This window comes from Burkholderia sp. APQ4-4ca (genome assembly GCF_057837105.1).
The window spans coordinates 1-14,827 of the sequence record NZ_JBYQCG010000076.1 but is presented as its reverse complement, the minus strand read 5'-3'; the positions used below and the strand labels follow the sequence as shown (position 1 = coordinate 14,827).

Below are 14,827 nucleotides of genomic sequence, written 5' to 3'. Positions count from 1 at the left end.
GCAGCGAAGACCGGCGCCCCGTTGCTGCCGGTCGATTCGTCACGCGGGATCGGCCGCCGCGAGCTTGCGGCTGTGCCGACGCATGCCGTCGAAGATCGCGTCGGCCACGTCCGCCGGAAAATCCGCCGGGATCTGCGCGGCGGCTTCGGCAATCGCGGGCTCCGTTCGTGCGGCGACGGCCGCCATCGCGGCACGCACGTCGTCTTCGGTCAGGCCGACGCGGCGGCCCTGCGCGATCCAGTGGCGCGGCTGGATTTCGCCGATCACGTAGTGCCGGTTCTTCCCGCAGACGGCCATCGCGAGGCGTGCGCGGCGCGGCGGAATCTGGTTGCGGCGTGTACCGATGATCGGATGCGCGGACAGCACGTCGTACAGCGGCGTGCTGCGATACGCATTGCCGGGCAGGTGCGCGATGCTGAAGTTTTTCGCGTGGCCGTCGATCGCCGCCAGCACCCAGAACACGAGCTGGGCGACGAAAAAATTCATTCGGTCGCGGGACGCATCGGCCGAATTCGCGAGGATGCCCATGATCGTCTCGATGCCGGGGCCGCCGTCCGATTCGTATTTCGCCCCCGATGGCGTGCCGGTCGCCTGGCACATGTCCTCCTGCGGCAGTCGCAGGATCCACGAGCCGTCGCGCGACGGACGCCGGTCGAAGCGCTCGACGATCAGCGCCTTCTGGTCGTCGAACCGGCCGATCTCGCACGGTGCGACCGACAGGCCGTACGCGGCGACGAGCTTCGAACACAGCCATTCGTTTTCGACGGAGGTGCGCATGTCGGCCTGCATGTTGCCGACACGACCGAGCGGCAGCTTGAAGATGTGCGTCGTCGGCGTGCTGCCCGACGGCCGCAGCCAGCGATTGCGCCGACGCAGCAGCGCGGTCTTTTCCTGCGCGCCGGCAATCGACAGGCGCAGATCGGCGTCCGGCTCCGCGCGGCCGGGCAGCGGCGCGGCAGTCGCGTGGCGCAGCACATCGGCGACGGCTGTGTCGTCGAGCGTCGCGCCTTCGATGGCCTCGAGATCGACCGGCGTCTCGCCTGGCGGCAGCATCTGGAGCGCGCCGACGCAGTCGCGGCCGATCGACGCGAGCAAGTCGAACGGCGCCGTCGATCCGAGCCGGTAACGCTGCGCGATGCGGCGGCGGATCGGCTCGCTGTCCGGCAGCAGGTTGTCGAAGTAGTCGGCCACGATCGCGCCCTGGTGCGGCTGGTTGCCGGGCGTGAAGGGCAGCGACAACGACAGGGGCCGCCCTTGGGGATCGTCGAGCCAGTCCGGCAGATAGACGAGACGCTCGACGCCGCGGCGGATTTCCCAGTACCCGACGGGAATGCCGTTCATCCACAGGTCGAGCCGGTCATGGCGGGCGCGTGCGGCCATCGTCACCAGTCCTCCCGCTTCGACACGCGTGGTCTGCCCCGAGTCGTCGCGGCCGGGCGCTTTCGCGCGGCGTCGGCCGCGGCTCCGGTCGGGGCGTTGGCGGCCGTGGTGCCGCGCTTGTTCGCGACCGGCTTGCGGCGCGCCGCCGGCTCGGCGCTGGAGGTCGAATCGGCCGCTTCCGCCGGTGCATCCCGTTCGTCCAGGCCGAGCATCATGCGAACGCCGAGCGCGTTCAGCACCTTGAAAAGCCGCTCGATGCTGACCGCCGACGGGTTGGCTTCGAGCTGGGCATAGGATTGCTGGGTGATGCCTAGGCGGGCGGCCAGTTGCGCCTGCGTGAGCCCCGCGGATTTCCGAAAGCCGACGAGTATCGGGCGCAACTGGGTCAGGGTCTGGACAGGAAAGGCCATCGGGCGCTCCGCGAGATGACAGGCGATCGTTTGTAATTGGAAAATACAGTCTATGGCATGTATTGTGAAAATACAAATCATAGCCTGTATTGACGAAAAACAAGCGATAGCCTGTTACGCGGAGGCCGATTGTCCACGCAGCGGCGCGAACCGGACGTCAGGCGAGACCTGCGGCGTTCACGACCCGCGCGTCGAGCGATTCGCCCAGTCCGCCCATGCCGGCCACTGCGCCCAGCCGCGCCGGACGAACCCGGCGCCCGTGCGGATCACGAGCGCGCCGATCGCGAGCGCCGCGAGGTCGTCGAGACGGCCGAAGCCGACCAGCGCCGCGCTCATCGCGAGCGCCGCGACCAACGACGACAGCGCATCGGTCCGCACGTGCCAGCCGCTCGCCTCGAGCAGCGCGGAGCCGGTCTCGCGCGCCTTGCGCAGCATCCAGTACGACAGCGCGGCCTTGCCGGCGAGCGTGGCGATGACCAGCACGAAGGCGGTCGCGCCCGGCTGCACGGCGGGCGGCGTATCGAACCGCGTCAGCGCATGCCAGATCATCTGCGCGCCGGTTACGGCCAGCAACGCGCCGAGGCCCGCGAGCGCGAGCGGCTCGTAGGTCGGGCGGCGCTCCGGAGGCAGGCGTGCGTCCAACCGGCAGGCGACGAGGAGCAGCGCATCGGCCGCAAGATCGATCGCGGCGTGCGCGACGTCCGCGAGCAGCCCCGACGAATGCGCGAACCATGCCGCCGTCGCCTCGGCGGCGAGCAGCAGCAGGTTGATCGCAAGACTGACGGCGAGGGCGCGAGACGTGGCTGCGTAAACGTGGGACTTGGTACGCGACGGGCGCTGCATGGCGGATCGCTTGTCGGAATCGGGGACGACTTCGAACGCTACCGGCCGACGGTGGCACGCGAATGACAGCCGGGTGATCGATTTCTTCAGGGAGGCCGCCCGGGGGGCTGAACGCCACTCCCGTAACGCGTCGCGCCCGGAGTGGCCATCGCACGCATGCCTATGTTGCCGGGCGGGGCGTGTAACGCGTAACGCCATCGCACTCGGTGGCCCGCCGCGCAGGGGGCGCCGTTCCGATCTGGCGGATTCCCCGGGACCCTCGGCGAATCTACGCCCCATGACCCGATAGAGAATTCCAACGTTTGGTTGCCGCACCGTGCCACGCCGCCGTAACAAGCGGAACGGATTTGCATGTCTCTGCCTACAAACTCTCAACATTATAGAAATAATGTCAAATTAACGCGAAAATGAAATGAGATATTTAACGGTTTACGTTATATTATTTACGAAATTCCCCTCGAAGCCTGCCATGTCCGATCTCGCCGCCGACGAACCCCGCCTGACCGCCGAAATCGAGCGCCTCAAGGCCAACTTCCCCAAAACCCGCGAGCTGTACCGCGAAGCCTGCGCACTGCTGTTCTTCCGTTTCGGCATCACGCCGACGGCCAATCGCCTGTACCAGCTCGTTCGCAAGGGCAGCATGAGCACGCCGACCGCCGTGCTCGGCGAGTTCTGGGCCGAGCTGCGGGAAAAGAGCCGTATGCGCATCGAGCATCCGGACCTGCCGGCCGATCTGCAGGCGGCAGCGGGCGAACTGGTCGCGGCGCTGTGGAACCGGTCGAGTACCGACGCGGCCGCCGCACTCGACGCGCTGCGCGCGGAAGTCGAGGCCGAGCGGGCAGCGGCGCGAACGGAAGTGGCGACCTTGCAAGCCGAACTCGCCCGCACCGAAACCGCGCTGGAGCAACGCACGGCCGCGCTGCTGTCCGCGCAGGTCCGCATTCAGGAACTGGAGCAGGCGAGGGCGGCGGACGATGCCTCGCGGCAAGCCATGCAAGCGGATATCGCACGCCTGAAGGCCGACAACGCGGAGGGCGACCGTGCACTCGCGCAGGCCCGTGCGGATTTCACCACCCAGCTCGACCGGTTGCGCGACGACGCTGGCCGCGCGGAAGAGCGGCTGCGCGCATCGGAGAAGCGGGCGCTTCAGGAAATCGATCGCGAGCGGCTCGCGGCCGCGCGCTTGCAAAAGGAACTCGACGCGGCGACCTCGCGGGCGGAACAGCGCGATGCGCAGCAGCGGAAGGAAATGACCGCGCTGCAGGCACAACTCGGCGATGCGCTGCATCGCTGTGGCGTGCTTCAAGGGCAGCTCGACGGCGCACTGGCGACCGGCTTGGCGCGCAGCACCGAGCTCGATGCGCTGAGACGCGAGATGGCGGCGCTGGTGCGCCGGCCGCCGTTGCGCGGCGTCAAGACCATCCCGGCCGCCGAGCGGAGCGAGCGGCGGGCGCGCACGAGAAAGCGCGCCGACGAGGCGCCGCGCTGACGGCGAAACCGCGTGCGTGCGCCGACCGTCGGCGACGCACGCACGCCCGAAGCAACGCAGGCGGGATGTCCGCCGCCCCCGAACGCCCGGCTGTCCGTTCGACTCAACTCAGCACATACCGCGCCGGCAGCGGCGGCGCGTCCGCCGGAATCGTCACGAGCGACGTATTCAACCAGCCTTGTGGCGTGCCGTTCGACTGCGCATACGCGCCGACGTACGGCATCATCCGCGTCGTCTGATAGACCTGCGGCGTCCAGCCCGCCGGCGCGAGGAAGATCGACGTCGCGCGCTTCTCGCTATACGCGGATGCGCCGTACGTCGAGATGTTCCACAGCGTCTGCCGATAGGTCGCGTAGTCGGCGTCGTGGCGCGAGCCGCCGGCCTGCCAGCCTTCGAGCTGGATGAACGTGTTGTACGTGCCGGCGCCGGCGAGCAGGTCGTTCACCGTGCGCCCGTACAGGAACGACAGGATCAGCCCGCAGTTCGCCGGCGCGAAATCGTTGCCGACGCTCAGGTAATAACGCCCCGTCGTGTTCACGACCGATGCGTAGTGTGAATTGCCGATATCCGTCGACGTCGACAGCCCGCTCGCGCCCATGAAGCTGTCGAACGCCTGCATCGTCACGCCCGCCGGCAGGTCGCTGCTCGCGCTGATCGCGACGAGGTGCGACCCGGCCGCCAGCAGCGTCAGGAACGCGGACAGCGTGGCGGCGTTCCAGTTGCCCTGCGCATCGACGAACGGAAACGCGCGATAGCCGGTCAGCGAGAAAACCGCCGGATCGGAGCCGGCCTGCCATGCGATTTGCGGCACCCACATCGTCAGCGGGCCGGCGTTCGACGCGCTGGACACGTACTGCTTCAGCGCATCGATCAATTGTGCATCGGCGCCGGGCAGCACCGTGTACGACGCGCCGCTCTGCCAGCGCCGCACCCATTGCGCGACGAAGCCCGCCAGTTGGCCGCCGGTGAAATCGGCGGGCGGCACGTAGCCGAGCGCGCCGGTGCCCTGATACGCGGACCGGATCGCCGCGGCCGTGCGCACGTTGCTGCCGAACATGCTGTTCGCGAAATCCTGGCAGTTGTTGGCCGGCGGCGTCGCGAGCTGCGCGAGCGGGACGACCCATGCGCCGTTCGCGGTCGCGACACCGCGGTACAGGTTGAGATTCGCGACGGAGTCGTGGCCCGGAAACGTCGCGGCGTCGGCGCCCGATACGTAGCCGGCCGACGGCGTGACGCTGACGGTGGTCGGCTGCGAGCCGAACGGATGCGTATACGCGATCGCAAACGATGCATCGCCGTCGGCCAGGCTGAACGATCCGGTGCAGTCGCCCCAGCTGTTCGATGCGCTGACGGCGGTCGATTGTCCGGTCGCGACCGACGCTCGCGATGCCTGTGGCGTCGAGCCGCTCTGGCTCGACGCATTGCCGAACGTGAGCGTCGTCGATGCAATCGCATTGACGACGTTGATCGTGATCGAGCGATCGGCAATGCCGTAGCTGCGTGCCGACGTATTCGCGGCGCCGGTGGCGGCGAACGACGACGCGGCGGCCGGGCTGCCGTCGCCGCCGCAAGCGGCCAGCGTGCCGACGAGCGGCGACAGGGTCAGCGCAGCGCCGCGCTGCATGAAGCGGCGGCGATTCGGCGCGGTCGGTCGGGCGGGTTTCGAAGCGGTCATGGAGCGTTCCTGGTCACGGGTCGAGAGGAGGCAACGACGGTTCGGCGCGTTGCACACGTGTGCAATGCCGGCCGCATCCTGGCGGGTCGTCGGCACACGCGCCGCGCGTATTTATGCGGGAAATCGATGAAATGCCCGCGACGAATTCGAGTCGCCGATGTGACGCGGCCCGCGAAGCGCCGGGCAGGCATTGGGCAGGAGACAGGGATCGGGTAAAGTGCCGCTCAACATGCCGGCTCGACGTTACTAGACGACCGGTCTAATCGTTGTTACCATACGCCATCATGAATGCATCTTCAGGCGCCGAAGTTCGCCAGCACATCCTGAACATCGCGAAGCCGATCATGCTCCACAAGGGGTTTTCGGCGGTCGGTCTGAACGAGATTCTCGCCGCGGCGGGCATCCCGAAGGGCTCGTTCTACCATTACTTCGGCTCGAAAGAAGCATTCGGCGAAGCGCTGCTCGAGTCGTATTTCGAAGGCTATCTCGCGCATCTCGACAAGCTGCTCACGCAGCAGGCCGGCACGGGCGCCGAGCGCCTGATGACGTACTGGGGCAACTGGCTGCACACGCAATGCGCGGACGACCTGGAAGGCAAGTGCCTCGCGGTGAAGCTCGGCGCGGAAGTGTCGGATCTGTCGGAAGCGATGCGCGCGGTGCTGCGGCGCGGCACCAGCCGGATCATCGAGCGGCTCGCGGGCGGCATCGAGGCCGGGCTCGCCGACGGTTCGCTGAGCGGCGTCGACGATCCGTCGCACACGGCCGCGATCCTGTACGAGCTGTGGCTGGGCGCGACGCTGCTGGAAAAGATTCACCGCAACCGCCAGCCGCTCGAAAGGGCGATGGCCGAAACGCGGCGCATGCTGAACCTGCCGCCGGCCGCGCCCGGCGGCGCGCAGTCGTAGCCCGGGCGCGCATCGGCGCGCCTTGTTTTTGCGTTGACTCTAGACGACTGGTCTACTCAATCACTCATGACGAACGCTTCCCGCCGCGTTACGCTGTCCCGATCGTTTCCACCGCCTGCGTGCGACCGCACCGGCCCGACGGCCGATGCCGCGTCAGGCGCGCACTTCCCGCTGGTCCATCCCTGATCCGATCGTGCCCACGAAGCACGTTCATTCCTGTTGACGGAGGCTCACATGCCGCAAAGCAAGACCGCAAACCGCCAGATCGTCCTGAATTCGCGCCCGGTCGGCGCACCGACGCCCGACAACTTCCGCGCCGAAACCGGTGACGTGCCGGTTCCCGGCCCCGGCCAGGTGCTGCTGCGCACCGTCTGGTTGTCGCTCGACCCGTACATGCGCGGCCGCATGAGCGACGCACCGTCCTATGCGCCGCCCGCCGAACTGGGCCAGCCGATGGTCGGCGGCACGGTCAGCCGCGTGGTGTCGTCGAACCTGCCGGCGTTTCGCGAAGGCGATCTCGTCGTTGCCGGCGCCGGCTGGCAGGACTACGCACTGTCCGACGGGCGCGACCTGATTCCGCTCGGCCGCGACTTCGCGCAGCCGTCGTATGCGCTCGGCGTGCTCGGCATGCCGGGCTTCACCGCGTACACGGGGCTGCTGAAGATCGGCGAACCGACGGCCGGCGAAACCGTGGTCGTCGCGGCCGCGAGCGGCGCGGTCGGCGCGGTGGTCGGCCAGATCGCGAAGCTGAAGGGGTGCCGCGTGATCGGTGTCGCGGGCGGCGCCGACAAGTGCGCATACGTGACCGGTACGCTCGGCTTCGACGCGTGCATCGACCATCGCGATCCGGCGTTTGCCGCGAAGCTGAAGGACGCGTGCCCGAACGGCATCGACGTGTATTTCGAGAACGTCGGCGGCGCGGTGTTCGACGCGGTGTGGCCGCTGCTGAACGACCATGCGCGGGTGCCCGTCTGCGGGATCATTGCGCACTACAACGACGCGGCCTACGACGACAAGGCGGTGTCGACCGGCCATGACCGCGTGCCGGCGCTGATGGGCGCGATCCTGCGCAAGCGCATCCGCGTGCAGGGTTTCATCATCCTCGATCACTATGCAACGGGCTACGCGCCGTTCCTGAAAGACATGAGCGAATGGGTCGCGCAGGGCAAGGTCAAGACGCTCGAGGACGTCGTGCCCGATCTCGACGACGCTCCGCAAGCGCTGATCGGCTTGCTCGCCGGCAAGAATTTCGGCAAGGTCGTCGTGCGCGTCGGCCCGGACGAACTGGCCTGACCCGCCGCTCGGCGACAGACAACCGCTGCACGCTGGCGTCGCGAGACGCCCGCTTGTGGCATGCTCGTTTCCGTTTTCAAAGGAGTAGAAAATGGCGCTTCACGTGATTGCTTCGCTGTTCCCGAAACCCGAACATGCGCAGGCCGCCGAGGCCGAACTGCGCAGCATGGTCGCGAAGACGCGCACCGAGCCGGGTAATCGGCGCTACGACCTGTTCCGCGAGCAGGACGGTTCGCCGAACCTGCATCTGTACGAGATCTTCGATGATCAGGCGGCGTTCGACGCCCACCTCGCGAGTCCGTACTTCGGCGAATTCCGCACGAAGTCGGCTGACTGGTTCACCGCACCGTCGGTGATCAAGGTGCTGTCGGCCATCGACGTGGCCGAGTAACGACGCAGGCCCGCCACACCACCGCCGCGGCTCGCCCGCACCCGGGCCGCGCGGCGCCCGTTGCGCACGACGCAACGGCGACGACCTCATGACGCAGCGCGCATCGTTCGCGCCGCTCCCCCCAATACAACGGCCCCGGAGGCTGAATGATCACCCTCAACATCAACGGCGAAACCCGCTCGGTCGACGCCCCCGACGACATGCCCTTGCTCTGGGTGCTGCGCGACGTCGTCGGGCTGACCGGCACCAAGTTCGGCTGCGGGATCGCGCAATGCGGCGCGTGCACCGTGCATCTCGATGGCGTGGCCGCGCGTTCGTGCGTGCTGCCGGTCGCCGCCGTCGCGGGCCGCAAGATCACGACGATCGAAGCCGTCGGCGCGACGCCGGCCGGCCACAAGGTCCAGCAGGCCTGGCGCGAGCTCGACGTCGTCCAGTGCGGCTACTGCCAGTCGGGGCAGGTGATGGCCGCCACCGCGCTGATCGCGTCGAACCCGAACCCGAGCGACGACGACATCGACGCGGCCATGGCCGGCAACATCTGCCGCTGCGGCACGTACCACCGGATTCGCGCGGCCGTCAAACAAGCCGCGAAGGAGGCCTGACATGTCGCGAGGACTGATCGAAGCAGGTCGGGCCGGCGCGGGCGTGTCGCGCCGATCGTTTCTGAAACTCGGCATGTCGCTCGGCGCGGCGGCCGGCGGCGGCTTGCTGCTCGGCTTCAGCCTGCCGGCCGCGGGTGACGACACGCGCCGGTCGGTGATCGGCGGCGACGCGGCCGAGCCCGCACCGTCGGGCGTATTCGCCCCGAACGCTTTCGTGCAGATCGACCGCGCCGGCAAGGTCACGCTGGTGATGCCGAAGGTCGAGATGGGGCAGGGCGTCTATACCGCGCTGCCGATGCTGATCGCGGAAGAACTCGAAGTGCCGCTGTCGAGCGTGACGCTCGATCATGCGCCGCCGAACGAGAAGCTGTTCCTCGATCCGCTGCTCGGCGGGCAGCTCACCGGCGGCTCGACGTCGGTGCGCTACGCGTGGGACCCGCTGCGCCGCGCGGGCGCCACCGCGCGCACGCTGCTGGTTTCGGCGGCCGCGAAGCAATGGAACGTCGATCCGGCCAGTTGCCGCGCGGCGAACGGCGAAGTGCAGCATCCGCCGAGCGGCCGGCGCGCATCGTACGGCCAATTGGCCGACGCCGCCGCAAAACTGCCGGTGCCGAAGGACGTCGCGCTGAAGCAGCCGGCGGATTTCAAGCTGATCGGCACGCCCGCGAAGCGCCTCGATTCGCCGGAGAAGGTCGACGGCACCGCGCAATTCGGGCTCGACGTGCGCCTGCCCGGCATGCTGTACGCGGTGATCGTGAACAGCCCGGTGTTCGGCGGCACGGTCGCAAGCGTCGACGACACGGCCGCGAGGAAGCTCCCCGGCGTGCGCCAGATCGTGCGCGTCGACAACGCGGTCGCGGTGATCGGCGACCACACGTGGGCCGCGAAGCGCGGCGCATCGGCGCTCGTCGTGAAGTGGAACGAAGGCGCGGGCGCGAAGGTGTCGACGAAGGATCTGTTCGCGGATCTCGCGCAGGCCGCGGCGAACGGCAAGGGCGCGGTCGCACGCAAGGAAGGCGACGTCGGCAAGGCGTTCGAGAACGCGAAGACGCGCGTGGATGCCGTCTACGAGCAGCCGTTGCTCGCGCACGCGACGATGGAGCCCGTGAACTGCACGGTGCACGTGCGCGGCGACGGCTGCGAGATCTGGGTCGGCACGCAGGTGCCGACGCGGGCGCGCGATACCGCGCAGCAGCTCACCGGCCTGTCGCCGGACAAGATCGTCGTGCACAACCACCTGCTCGGCGGCGGGTTCGGCCGGCGGCTCGAAACCGACATGATCGGGCAGGCCGTGAAGGTCGCCAAACAGGTCAATGCACCGGTGAAGGTGATCTGGACGCGCGAGGAAGACGTCCAGCACGACATGTACCGGCCGTGCTACTACGACACGATCTCGGCCGGCCTCGACGCGAACGGCAAGCCGGTCGCCTGGCGGCACCGGATCGTCGGCTCGTCGATTCTCGCGCGCTTCGCGCCGCCCGCGGTCAAGGACGGCGTCGATCCCGACGCGGTCGAAGTCGCGGCCGAGCTGCCGTACGACCTGCCGAACCAGCTCGTCGACTACGTGCGCCAGGAGCCGCGCCACGTGCCGACCGCGTTCTGGCGCGGCGTCGGGCCCACGCGCAGCACGTTCGTCGTCGAAAGCTTCATCGACGAACTGGCCGCGCAGACCAAGACCGACCCCGTGCAATACCGCCGCGCGCTGCTCGACAAGACGCCCCGCGCGCGCAACGTGCTCGACGTCGCGACGAAGGCGGCCGGCTGGGGCGCGTCGCTGCCGAAGGGGCAAGGGCGCGGCGTATCGGTGATGCACGCGTTCGGCAGCTTCTTCTCGATCGTCATCGACGTCGCGGTGGACGGCGGCGAAGTGCAGGTCAAGCGCGCGGTGTGCGCGGTCGATTGCGGGATGTATGTGAATCCGAACACGATCGAGGCGCAGGTGCAGGGCGGCATCATCTTCGGGATCACGGGCGCGCTGTACGGCGAGATCACGATCGAGGACGGCCGCGTCGTGCAGAGCAACTTCACCGACTACCGGATGATGCGAATCAACGAGGTGCCGCCGATCGAAGTCCATCTGGTGAAGAGCGGCGAGGCGCCGGGCGGCATCGGCGAGCCGGGCACGGCCGCGACCGCGGCGGCGCTGGCGAACGCGATCTTCGCGGCGACCGGCACGCGGCTGCGCAAGCTGCCGGTCGGCAACCAGCTGAAAACGGCCTGAGGGGAGGGAACGACCATGCGACATCTCATCCTGAACCCGAATGCGCTCCGCGCGTCGCTGCTCGCGCTGTCCGCGCTGATGGCCGGCACGGCCGCGCAGGCCGCGCAAACGACGCCCGCCGACAGCGCGCTCGTCGCGCGCGGCGCCTATCTCGCGAAAGCCGGCGACTGCGTCGCGTGCCACACCGCGCCGCGCGGCACGCCGTTCGCGGGCGGCCTGAAGATGGTCACGCCGATGGGCGCGATCTACACGACCAACATCACGCCCGACCCGGAGACCGGCATCGGCGGCTATACCGAAGCCGAGTTCGCCGGCGCGTTGCGCAAGGGCGTCGCGAAGGACGGTCACAACCTGTATCCGGCGATGCCGTATCCGTCATACGCGAAGCTGAAGGACGACGACGTGAAGGCGCTGTATGCGTACTTCATGCACGGCGTCGAACCGGTGAAGCAGGCGAACCGGCCGTCCGACATCCCGTGGCCGCTCAACATGCGCTGGCCGCTCGCGTTGTGGAACAAGGTGTTCCTCGACACGACGCCTTATGCCGACAAACCGGCGAAGGATGCGATGTGGAACCGCGGCGCGTATCTCGTGCAGGGGCTCGGGCACTGCGGGTCGTGCCACACGCCGCGCGGCGTCGGCTTCCAGGAGAAGGCGCTCGACGAAAGCGGCGCGGCGTTCCTGTCGGGCGCCGCGATCGACAACTGGTTCGCGTCGAACCTGACCGGCGAGCCCAACACCGGGCTCGGCCGCTGGAACGAGGCCGACGTCGCGCAGTTCCTGAAGACCGGCGCGAACCAGCACGCGACCGCGTTCGGCTCGATGGTGAGCGTGATCAACCACAGCACGCAGGAGCTGACCGACGACGATCTGGCATCGATATCGCGCTACCTGAAATCGCTGCCGGCGGCAGGCGGCACGGGCGCGCCGCCGTACCGCTATGATCCGAAGGCGACGCAGGCCGCGCTGGGCCGGCCGGCAACGGATCCGGGCGCGAAGGTGTATAACGCTTACTGCCTGCATTGCCACGGTGTGGACGGGCGCGGCTACGCGCCGCTGCTCGCGCCGCTCGCCGGCAATCCGAACGTGCTCGAGGCCGATGCGTCGTCGCTGATCAACGTGACGCTGAACGGCAGCGACACGCTCGTGATCGGCGGCGTGCCGTCCGCGTATCCGATGCCGGCGTTCGCGAACCAGTTGAACGACCGGCAGATCGCCGACGTGCTGACGTTCATGCGCGCCGGCTGGAACAACGGCGCGCCGGCCGTGCAGGCGGCGGACGTCGCGAAACTCCGCAAGGCGACGGCGGCCGCGCACTGAGCGCGGCGCGCCGCGCAACGACGGCGGGCCGGCGTGCCTGCCGTCGACGCCGCCGGGTGCGTGCCTGCCCCGGCGGTGTGGTTTTTTCTGTCAACCGGCGTGCGGCCGTTCGCGGCAGCGCGCGTTTTATCGACGCAATGTAGGGGTGTCTGGATGGCTAACGTGACTTATACGGATACGCAATTGCTGATCGACGGCGAGTGGGTCGACGCCGCGAGCGGCAAGACGATCGACGTCGTGAACCCGGCGACCGGCAAGGCGATCGGCAAGGTGGCCCACGCGGGCATCGCCGATCTCGACCGTGCGCTCGCCGCCGCGCAACGCGGCTTCGAAGCATGGCGCAAGGTGCCCGCGAACGAACGCGCGGCGACGATGCGCAAGGCGGCCGCGCTGGTGCGCGAACGCGCCGACGCGATCGCGCAGCTGATGACGCAGGAGCAGGGCAAGCCGCTCACCGAAGCACGCGTCGAAGTGCTGTCGGCGGCCGACATCATCGAATGGTTCGCGGACGAAGGCCGGCGCGTGTACGGCCGGATCGTGCCGCCGCGCAACCTCGGTGCGCAGCAGACGGTCGTGAAGGAGCCGGTCGGCCCGGTCGCGGCGTTCACGCCGTGGAATTTCCCCGTCAACCAGGTCGTGCGCAAGCTGAGCGCGGCGCTTGCGACCGGCTGTTCGTTCCTCGTGAAGGCGCCGGAAGAAACGCCGGCATCGCCGGCCGCGCTGCTGCGCGCGTTCGTCGACGCGGGCGTGCCGGCGGGCGTGATCGGCCTCGTGTACGGCGATCCCGCCGAAATCTCGTCGTACCTGATTCCGCACCCGGTGATCCGGAAGGTCACGTTCACGGGTTCGACGCCGGTCGGCAAGCAGCTGGCCGCGCTCGCGGGCCAGCACATGAAGCGCGCGACGATGGAACTGGGCGGCCACGCGCCGGTGATCGTCGCCGAGGACGCGGACGTCGCGCTCGCGGTGAAGGCCGCCGGCGGCGCGAAGTTCCGCAATGCGGGGCAGGTCTGCATTTCGCCGACGCGCTTCCTCGTGCACAACAGCATCCGCGACGAATTCACGCGCGCGCTGGTCAAGCATGCACAAGGGCTGAAGGTCGGCAATGGTCTCGACGAAGGCACGACGCTCGGCGCGCTCGCGAACCCGCGACGCCTGACCGCGATGGCGTCGGTCGTCGACAACGCGCGCAAGGTCGGCGCGAGCATCGAGACCGGCGGCGAGCGGATCGGCGCGGAAGGCAACTTCTTCGCACCGACCGTGATCGCGAACGTGCCGCTCGAAGCGGACGTGTTCAACAACGAGCCGTTCGGCCCCGTTGCCGCGATTCGCGGGTTCGACAAGCTCGAGGATGCGATCGCCGAGGCGAACCGTCTGCCGTTCGGTCTGGCCGGCTACGCGTTCACGCGGTCGTTCGCGAACGTGCACCTGCTGACGCAGCGCCTCGAAGTCGGGATGCTGTGGATCAACCAGCCGGCGACGCCGTGGCCGGAAATGCCGTTCGGCGGCGTGAAGGATTCGGGCTATGGGTCGGAAGGCGGGCCGGAAGCGCTGGAGCCGTATCTCGTCACGAAGTCGGTGACGGTGATGGCTGTTTGATGGTCGGTTGAGGGTGGGCGCGCTGCTGTTGGGGTGGCGCGCCCGTTCGGCGGATTTTGTGGCGCGTTGCTGAAAAAGGTGTTGGGAATTTGGGGCGCCGGTTGTTGGTGCCACCAGGACGCGTTCGAGATGGCAGGAACGCCGTGCCTTGGACGGTGCTGATGTTGATTCATTATTTTACATAACATGAATTATCGATAATTTTTTGTGTAAGAGCAAAGTTGTAATGTCGTATCTGGGCAAAGTTGAAATGTCGTAGTTCGAGGGTTTCGGCGCATGCTGGCGGCGGTTTGAACTGCCGGAGCGCATCGTGGGCCAACCTGGACTGATCACCATGAGCATGCGGGAGCTGGACCGTCTGAAGGTCGTGGAAGCCGTGATCGAGCAGCATCTGATGCCTTGGCGAGCCGCGGAGCGGCTCGGGATCAGTCGCCGGCAGATTGAACGGCTGGTCGCCCGGTATCGCGCTGCTGGCCCGGTCGGGCTGATTTCGCAGCGTCGTGGTCACGCGAGCAACCATCAACTGCCCGAGGATTTGGCGCATCGTGCCTTGAGCCTGATTCGTGAGCGCTACGCCGATTTCGGGCCGACGCTGGCCTGCGAGAAGCTGTGGGAATGCCACGGGCTGCAGTTGTCGAAGGAAACGGTCAGAAGGCTGATGACGGACGCCGGGCTGTGGATTCCGCGCCGGCAACGACC

Annotated in this window: 13 protein-coding genes; 9 read left to right on the top strand and 4 right to left on the bottom strand. The window is 68.2% G+C overall.

What is annotated here, in order from left to right:
• Positions 1 to 39 precede the first annotated feature (39 nt).
• From AC3IFE_RS08405 to AC3IFE_RS08395, 3 genes are all read right to left on the bottom strand, one after another.
• On the bottom strand, positions 40 to 1,380 hold the full coding sequence (locus tag AC3IFE_RS08405; protein WP_489190209.1) for a type II toxin-antitoxin system HipA family toxin: 1,341 nt from the start codon (positions 1,378 to 1,380) through the stop codon (positions 40 to 42).
• 2 nt (positions 1,381 to 1,382) lie between these two features.
• Entirely contained in the window at positions 1,383 to 1,790 is a 408-nt protein-coding gene (locus tag AC3IFE_RS08400) for a helix-turn-helix domain-containing protein (RefSeq protein ID WP_089470574.1), read from the bottom strand.
• Positions 1,791 to 1,967: 177 nt separating this feature from the next.
• Positions 1,968 to 2,633: a cation diffusion facilitator family transporter gene (locus tag AC3IFE_RS08395; protein WP_489190208.1), complete on the bottom strand. Its 666-nt coding sequence runs from the start codon at positions 2,631 to 2,633 to the stop codon at positions 1,968 to 1,970.
• Positions 2,634 to 3,102: 469 nt separating this feature from the next.
• On the opposite strand from AC3IFE_RS08395, the gene AC3IFE_RS08390 reads away from it, so the two are divergent.
• On the top strand, positions 3,103 to 4,122 hold the full coding sequence (locus AC3IFE_RS08390; RefSeq protein ID WP_489190207.1) for a DNA-binding protein: 1,020 nt from the start codon (positions 3,103 to 3,105) through the stop codon (positions 4,120 to 4,122).
• A gap of 103 nt (positions 4,123 to 4,225) precedes the next feature.
• On the opposite strand, the gene AC3IFE_RS08385 is transcribed toward AC3IFE_RS08390, so the two are convergent.
• Complete coding sequence (locus AC3IFE_RS08385; RefSeq protein ID WP_489190205.1) at positions 4,226 to 5,797, bottom strand: hypothetical protein; 1,572 nt, start codon at positions 5,795 to 5,797, stop codon at positions 4,226 to 4,228.
• Positions 5,798 to 6,081: 284 nt separating this feature from the next.
• Between AC3IFE_RS08385 and AC3IFE_RS08380 the strand changes: the two genes are divergently transcribed.
• The 8 genes from AC3IFE_RS08380 to AC3IFE_RS08345 form a co-directional block, all read left to right on the top strand.
• On the top strand, positions 6,082 to 6,702 hold the full coding sequence (locus AC3IFE_RS08380; protein ID WP_489190204.1) for a TetR/AcrR family transcriptional regulator: 621 nt from the start codon (positions 6,082 to 6,084) through the stop codon (positions 6,700 to 6,702).
• 234 nt (positions 6,703 to 6,936) lie between these two features.
• Positions 6,937 to 7,995, top strand: coding sequence for an NADP-dependent oxidoreductase (locus tag AC3IFE_RS08375; protein WP_489190202.1), 1,059 nt, complete (start codon positions 6,937 to 6,939; stop codon positions 7,993 to 7,995).
• A 91-nt stretch (positions 7,996 to 8,086) separates the two neighbouring features.
• Entirely contained in the window at positions 8,087 to 8,386 is a 300-nt protein-coding gene (locus AC3IFE_RS08370; protein WP_089469792.1) for a putative quinol monooxygenase, read from the top strand.
• A 146-nt stretch (positions 8,387 to 8,532) separates the two neighbouring features.
• Positions 8,533 to 8,988: a (2Fe-2S)-binding protein gene (locus AC3IFE_RS08365; protein ID WP_089469793.1), complete on the top strand. Its 456-nt coding sequence runs from the start codon at positions 8,533 to 8,535 to the stop codon at positions 8,986 to 8,988.
• 1 nt (position 8,989) lies between these two features.
• Complete coding sequence (locus AC3IFE_RS08360; protein WP_489190201.1) at positions 8,990 to 11,209, top strand: xanthine dehydrogenase family protein molybdopterin-binding subunit; 2,220 nt, start codon at positions 8,990 to 8,992, stop codon at positions 11,207 to 11,209.
• Positions 11,210 to 11,224: 15 nt separating this feature from the next.
• Positions 11,225 to 12,529: a c-type cytochrome gene (locus tag AC3IFE_RS08355; RefSeq protein ID WP_489190200.1), complete on the top strand. Its 1,305-nt coding sequence runs from the start codon at positions 11,225 to 11,227 to the stop codon at positions 12,527 to 12,529.
• Between the two features lie 153 nt (positions 12,530 to 12,682).
• The gene (locus AC3IFE_RS08350) at positions 12,683 to 14,128 is read left to right on the top strand and encodes an NAD-dependent succinate-semialdehyde dehydrogenase (protein WP_089469796.1); all 1,446 of its coding nucleotides are present in this window, start codon (positions 12,683 to 12,685) and stop codon (positions 14,126 to 14,128) included.
• Between the two features lie 334 nt (positions 14,129 to 14,462).
• The coding region (locus AC3IFE_RS08345; protein ID WP_489190357.1) for a helix-turn-helix domain-containing protein at positions 14,463 to 14,827 on the top strand (365 nt) is incomplete at its 3' end.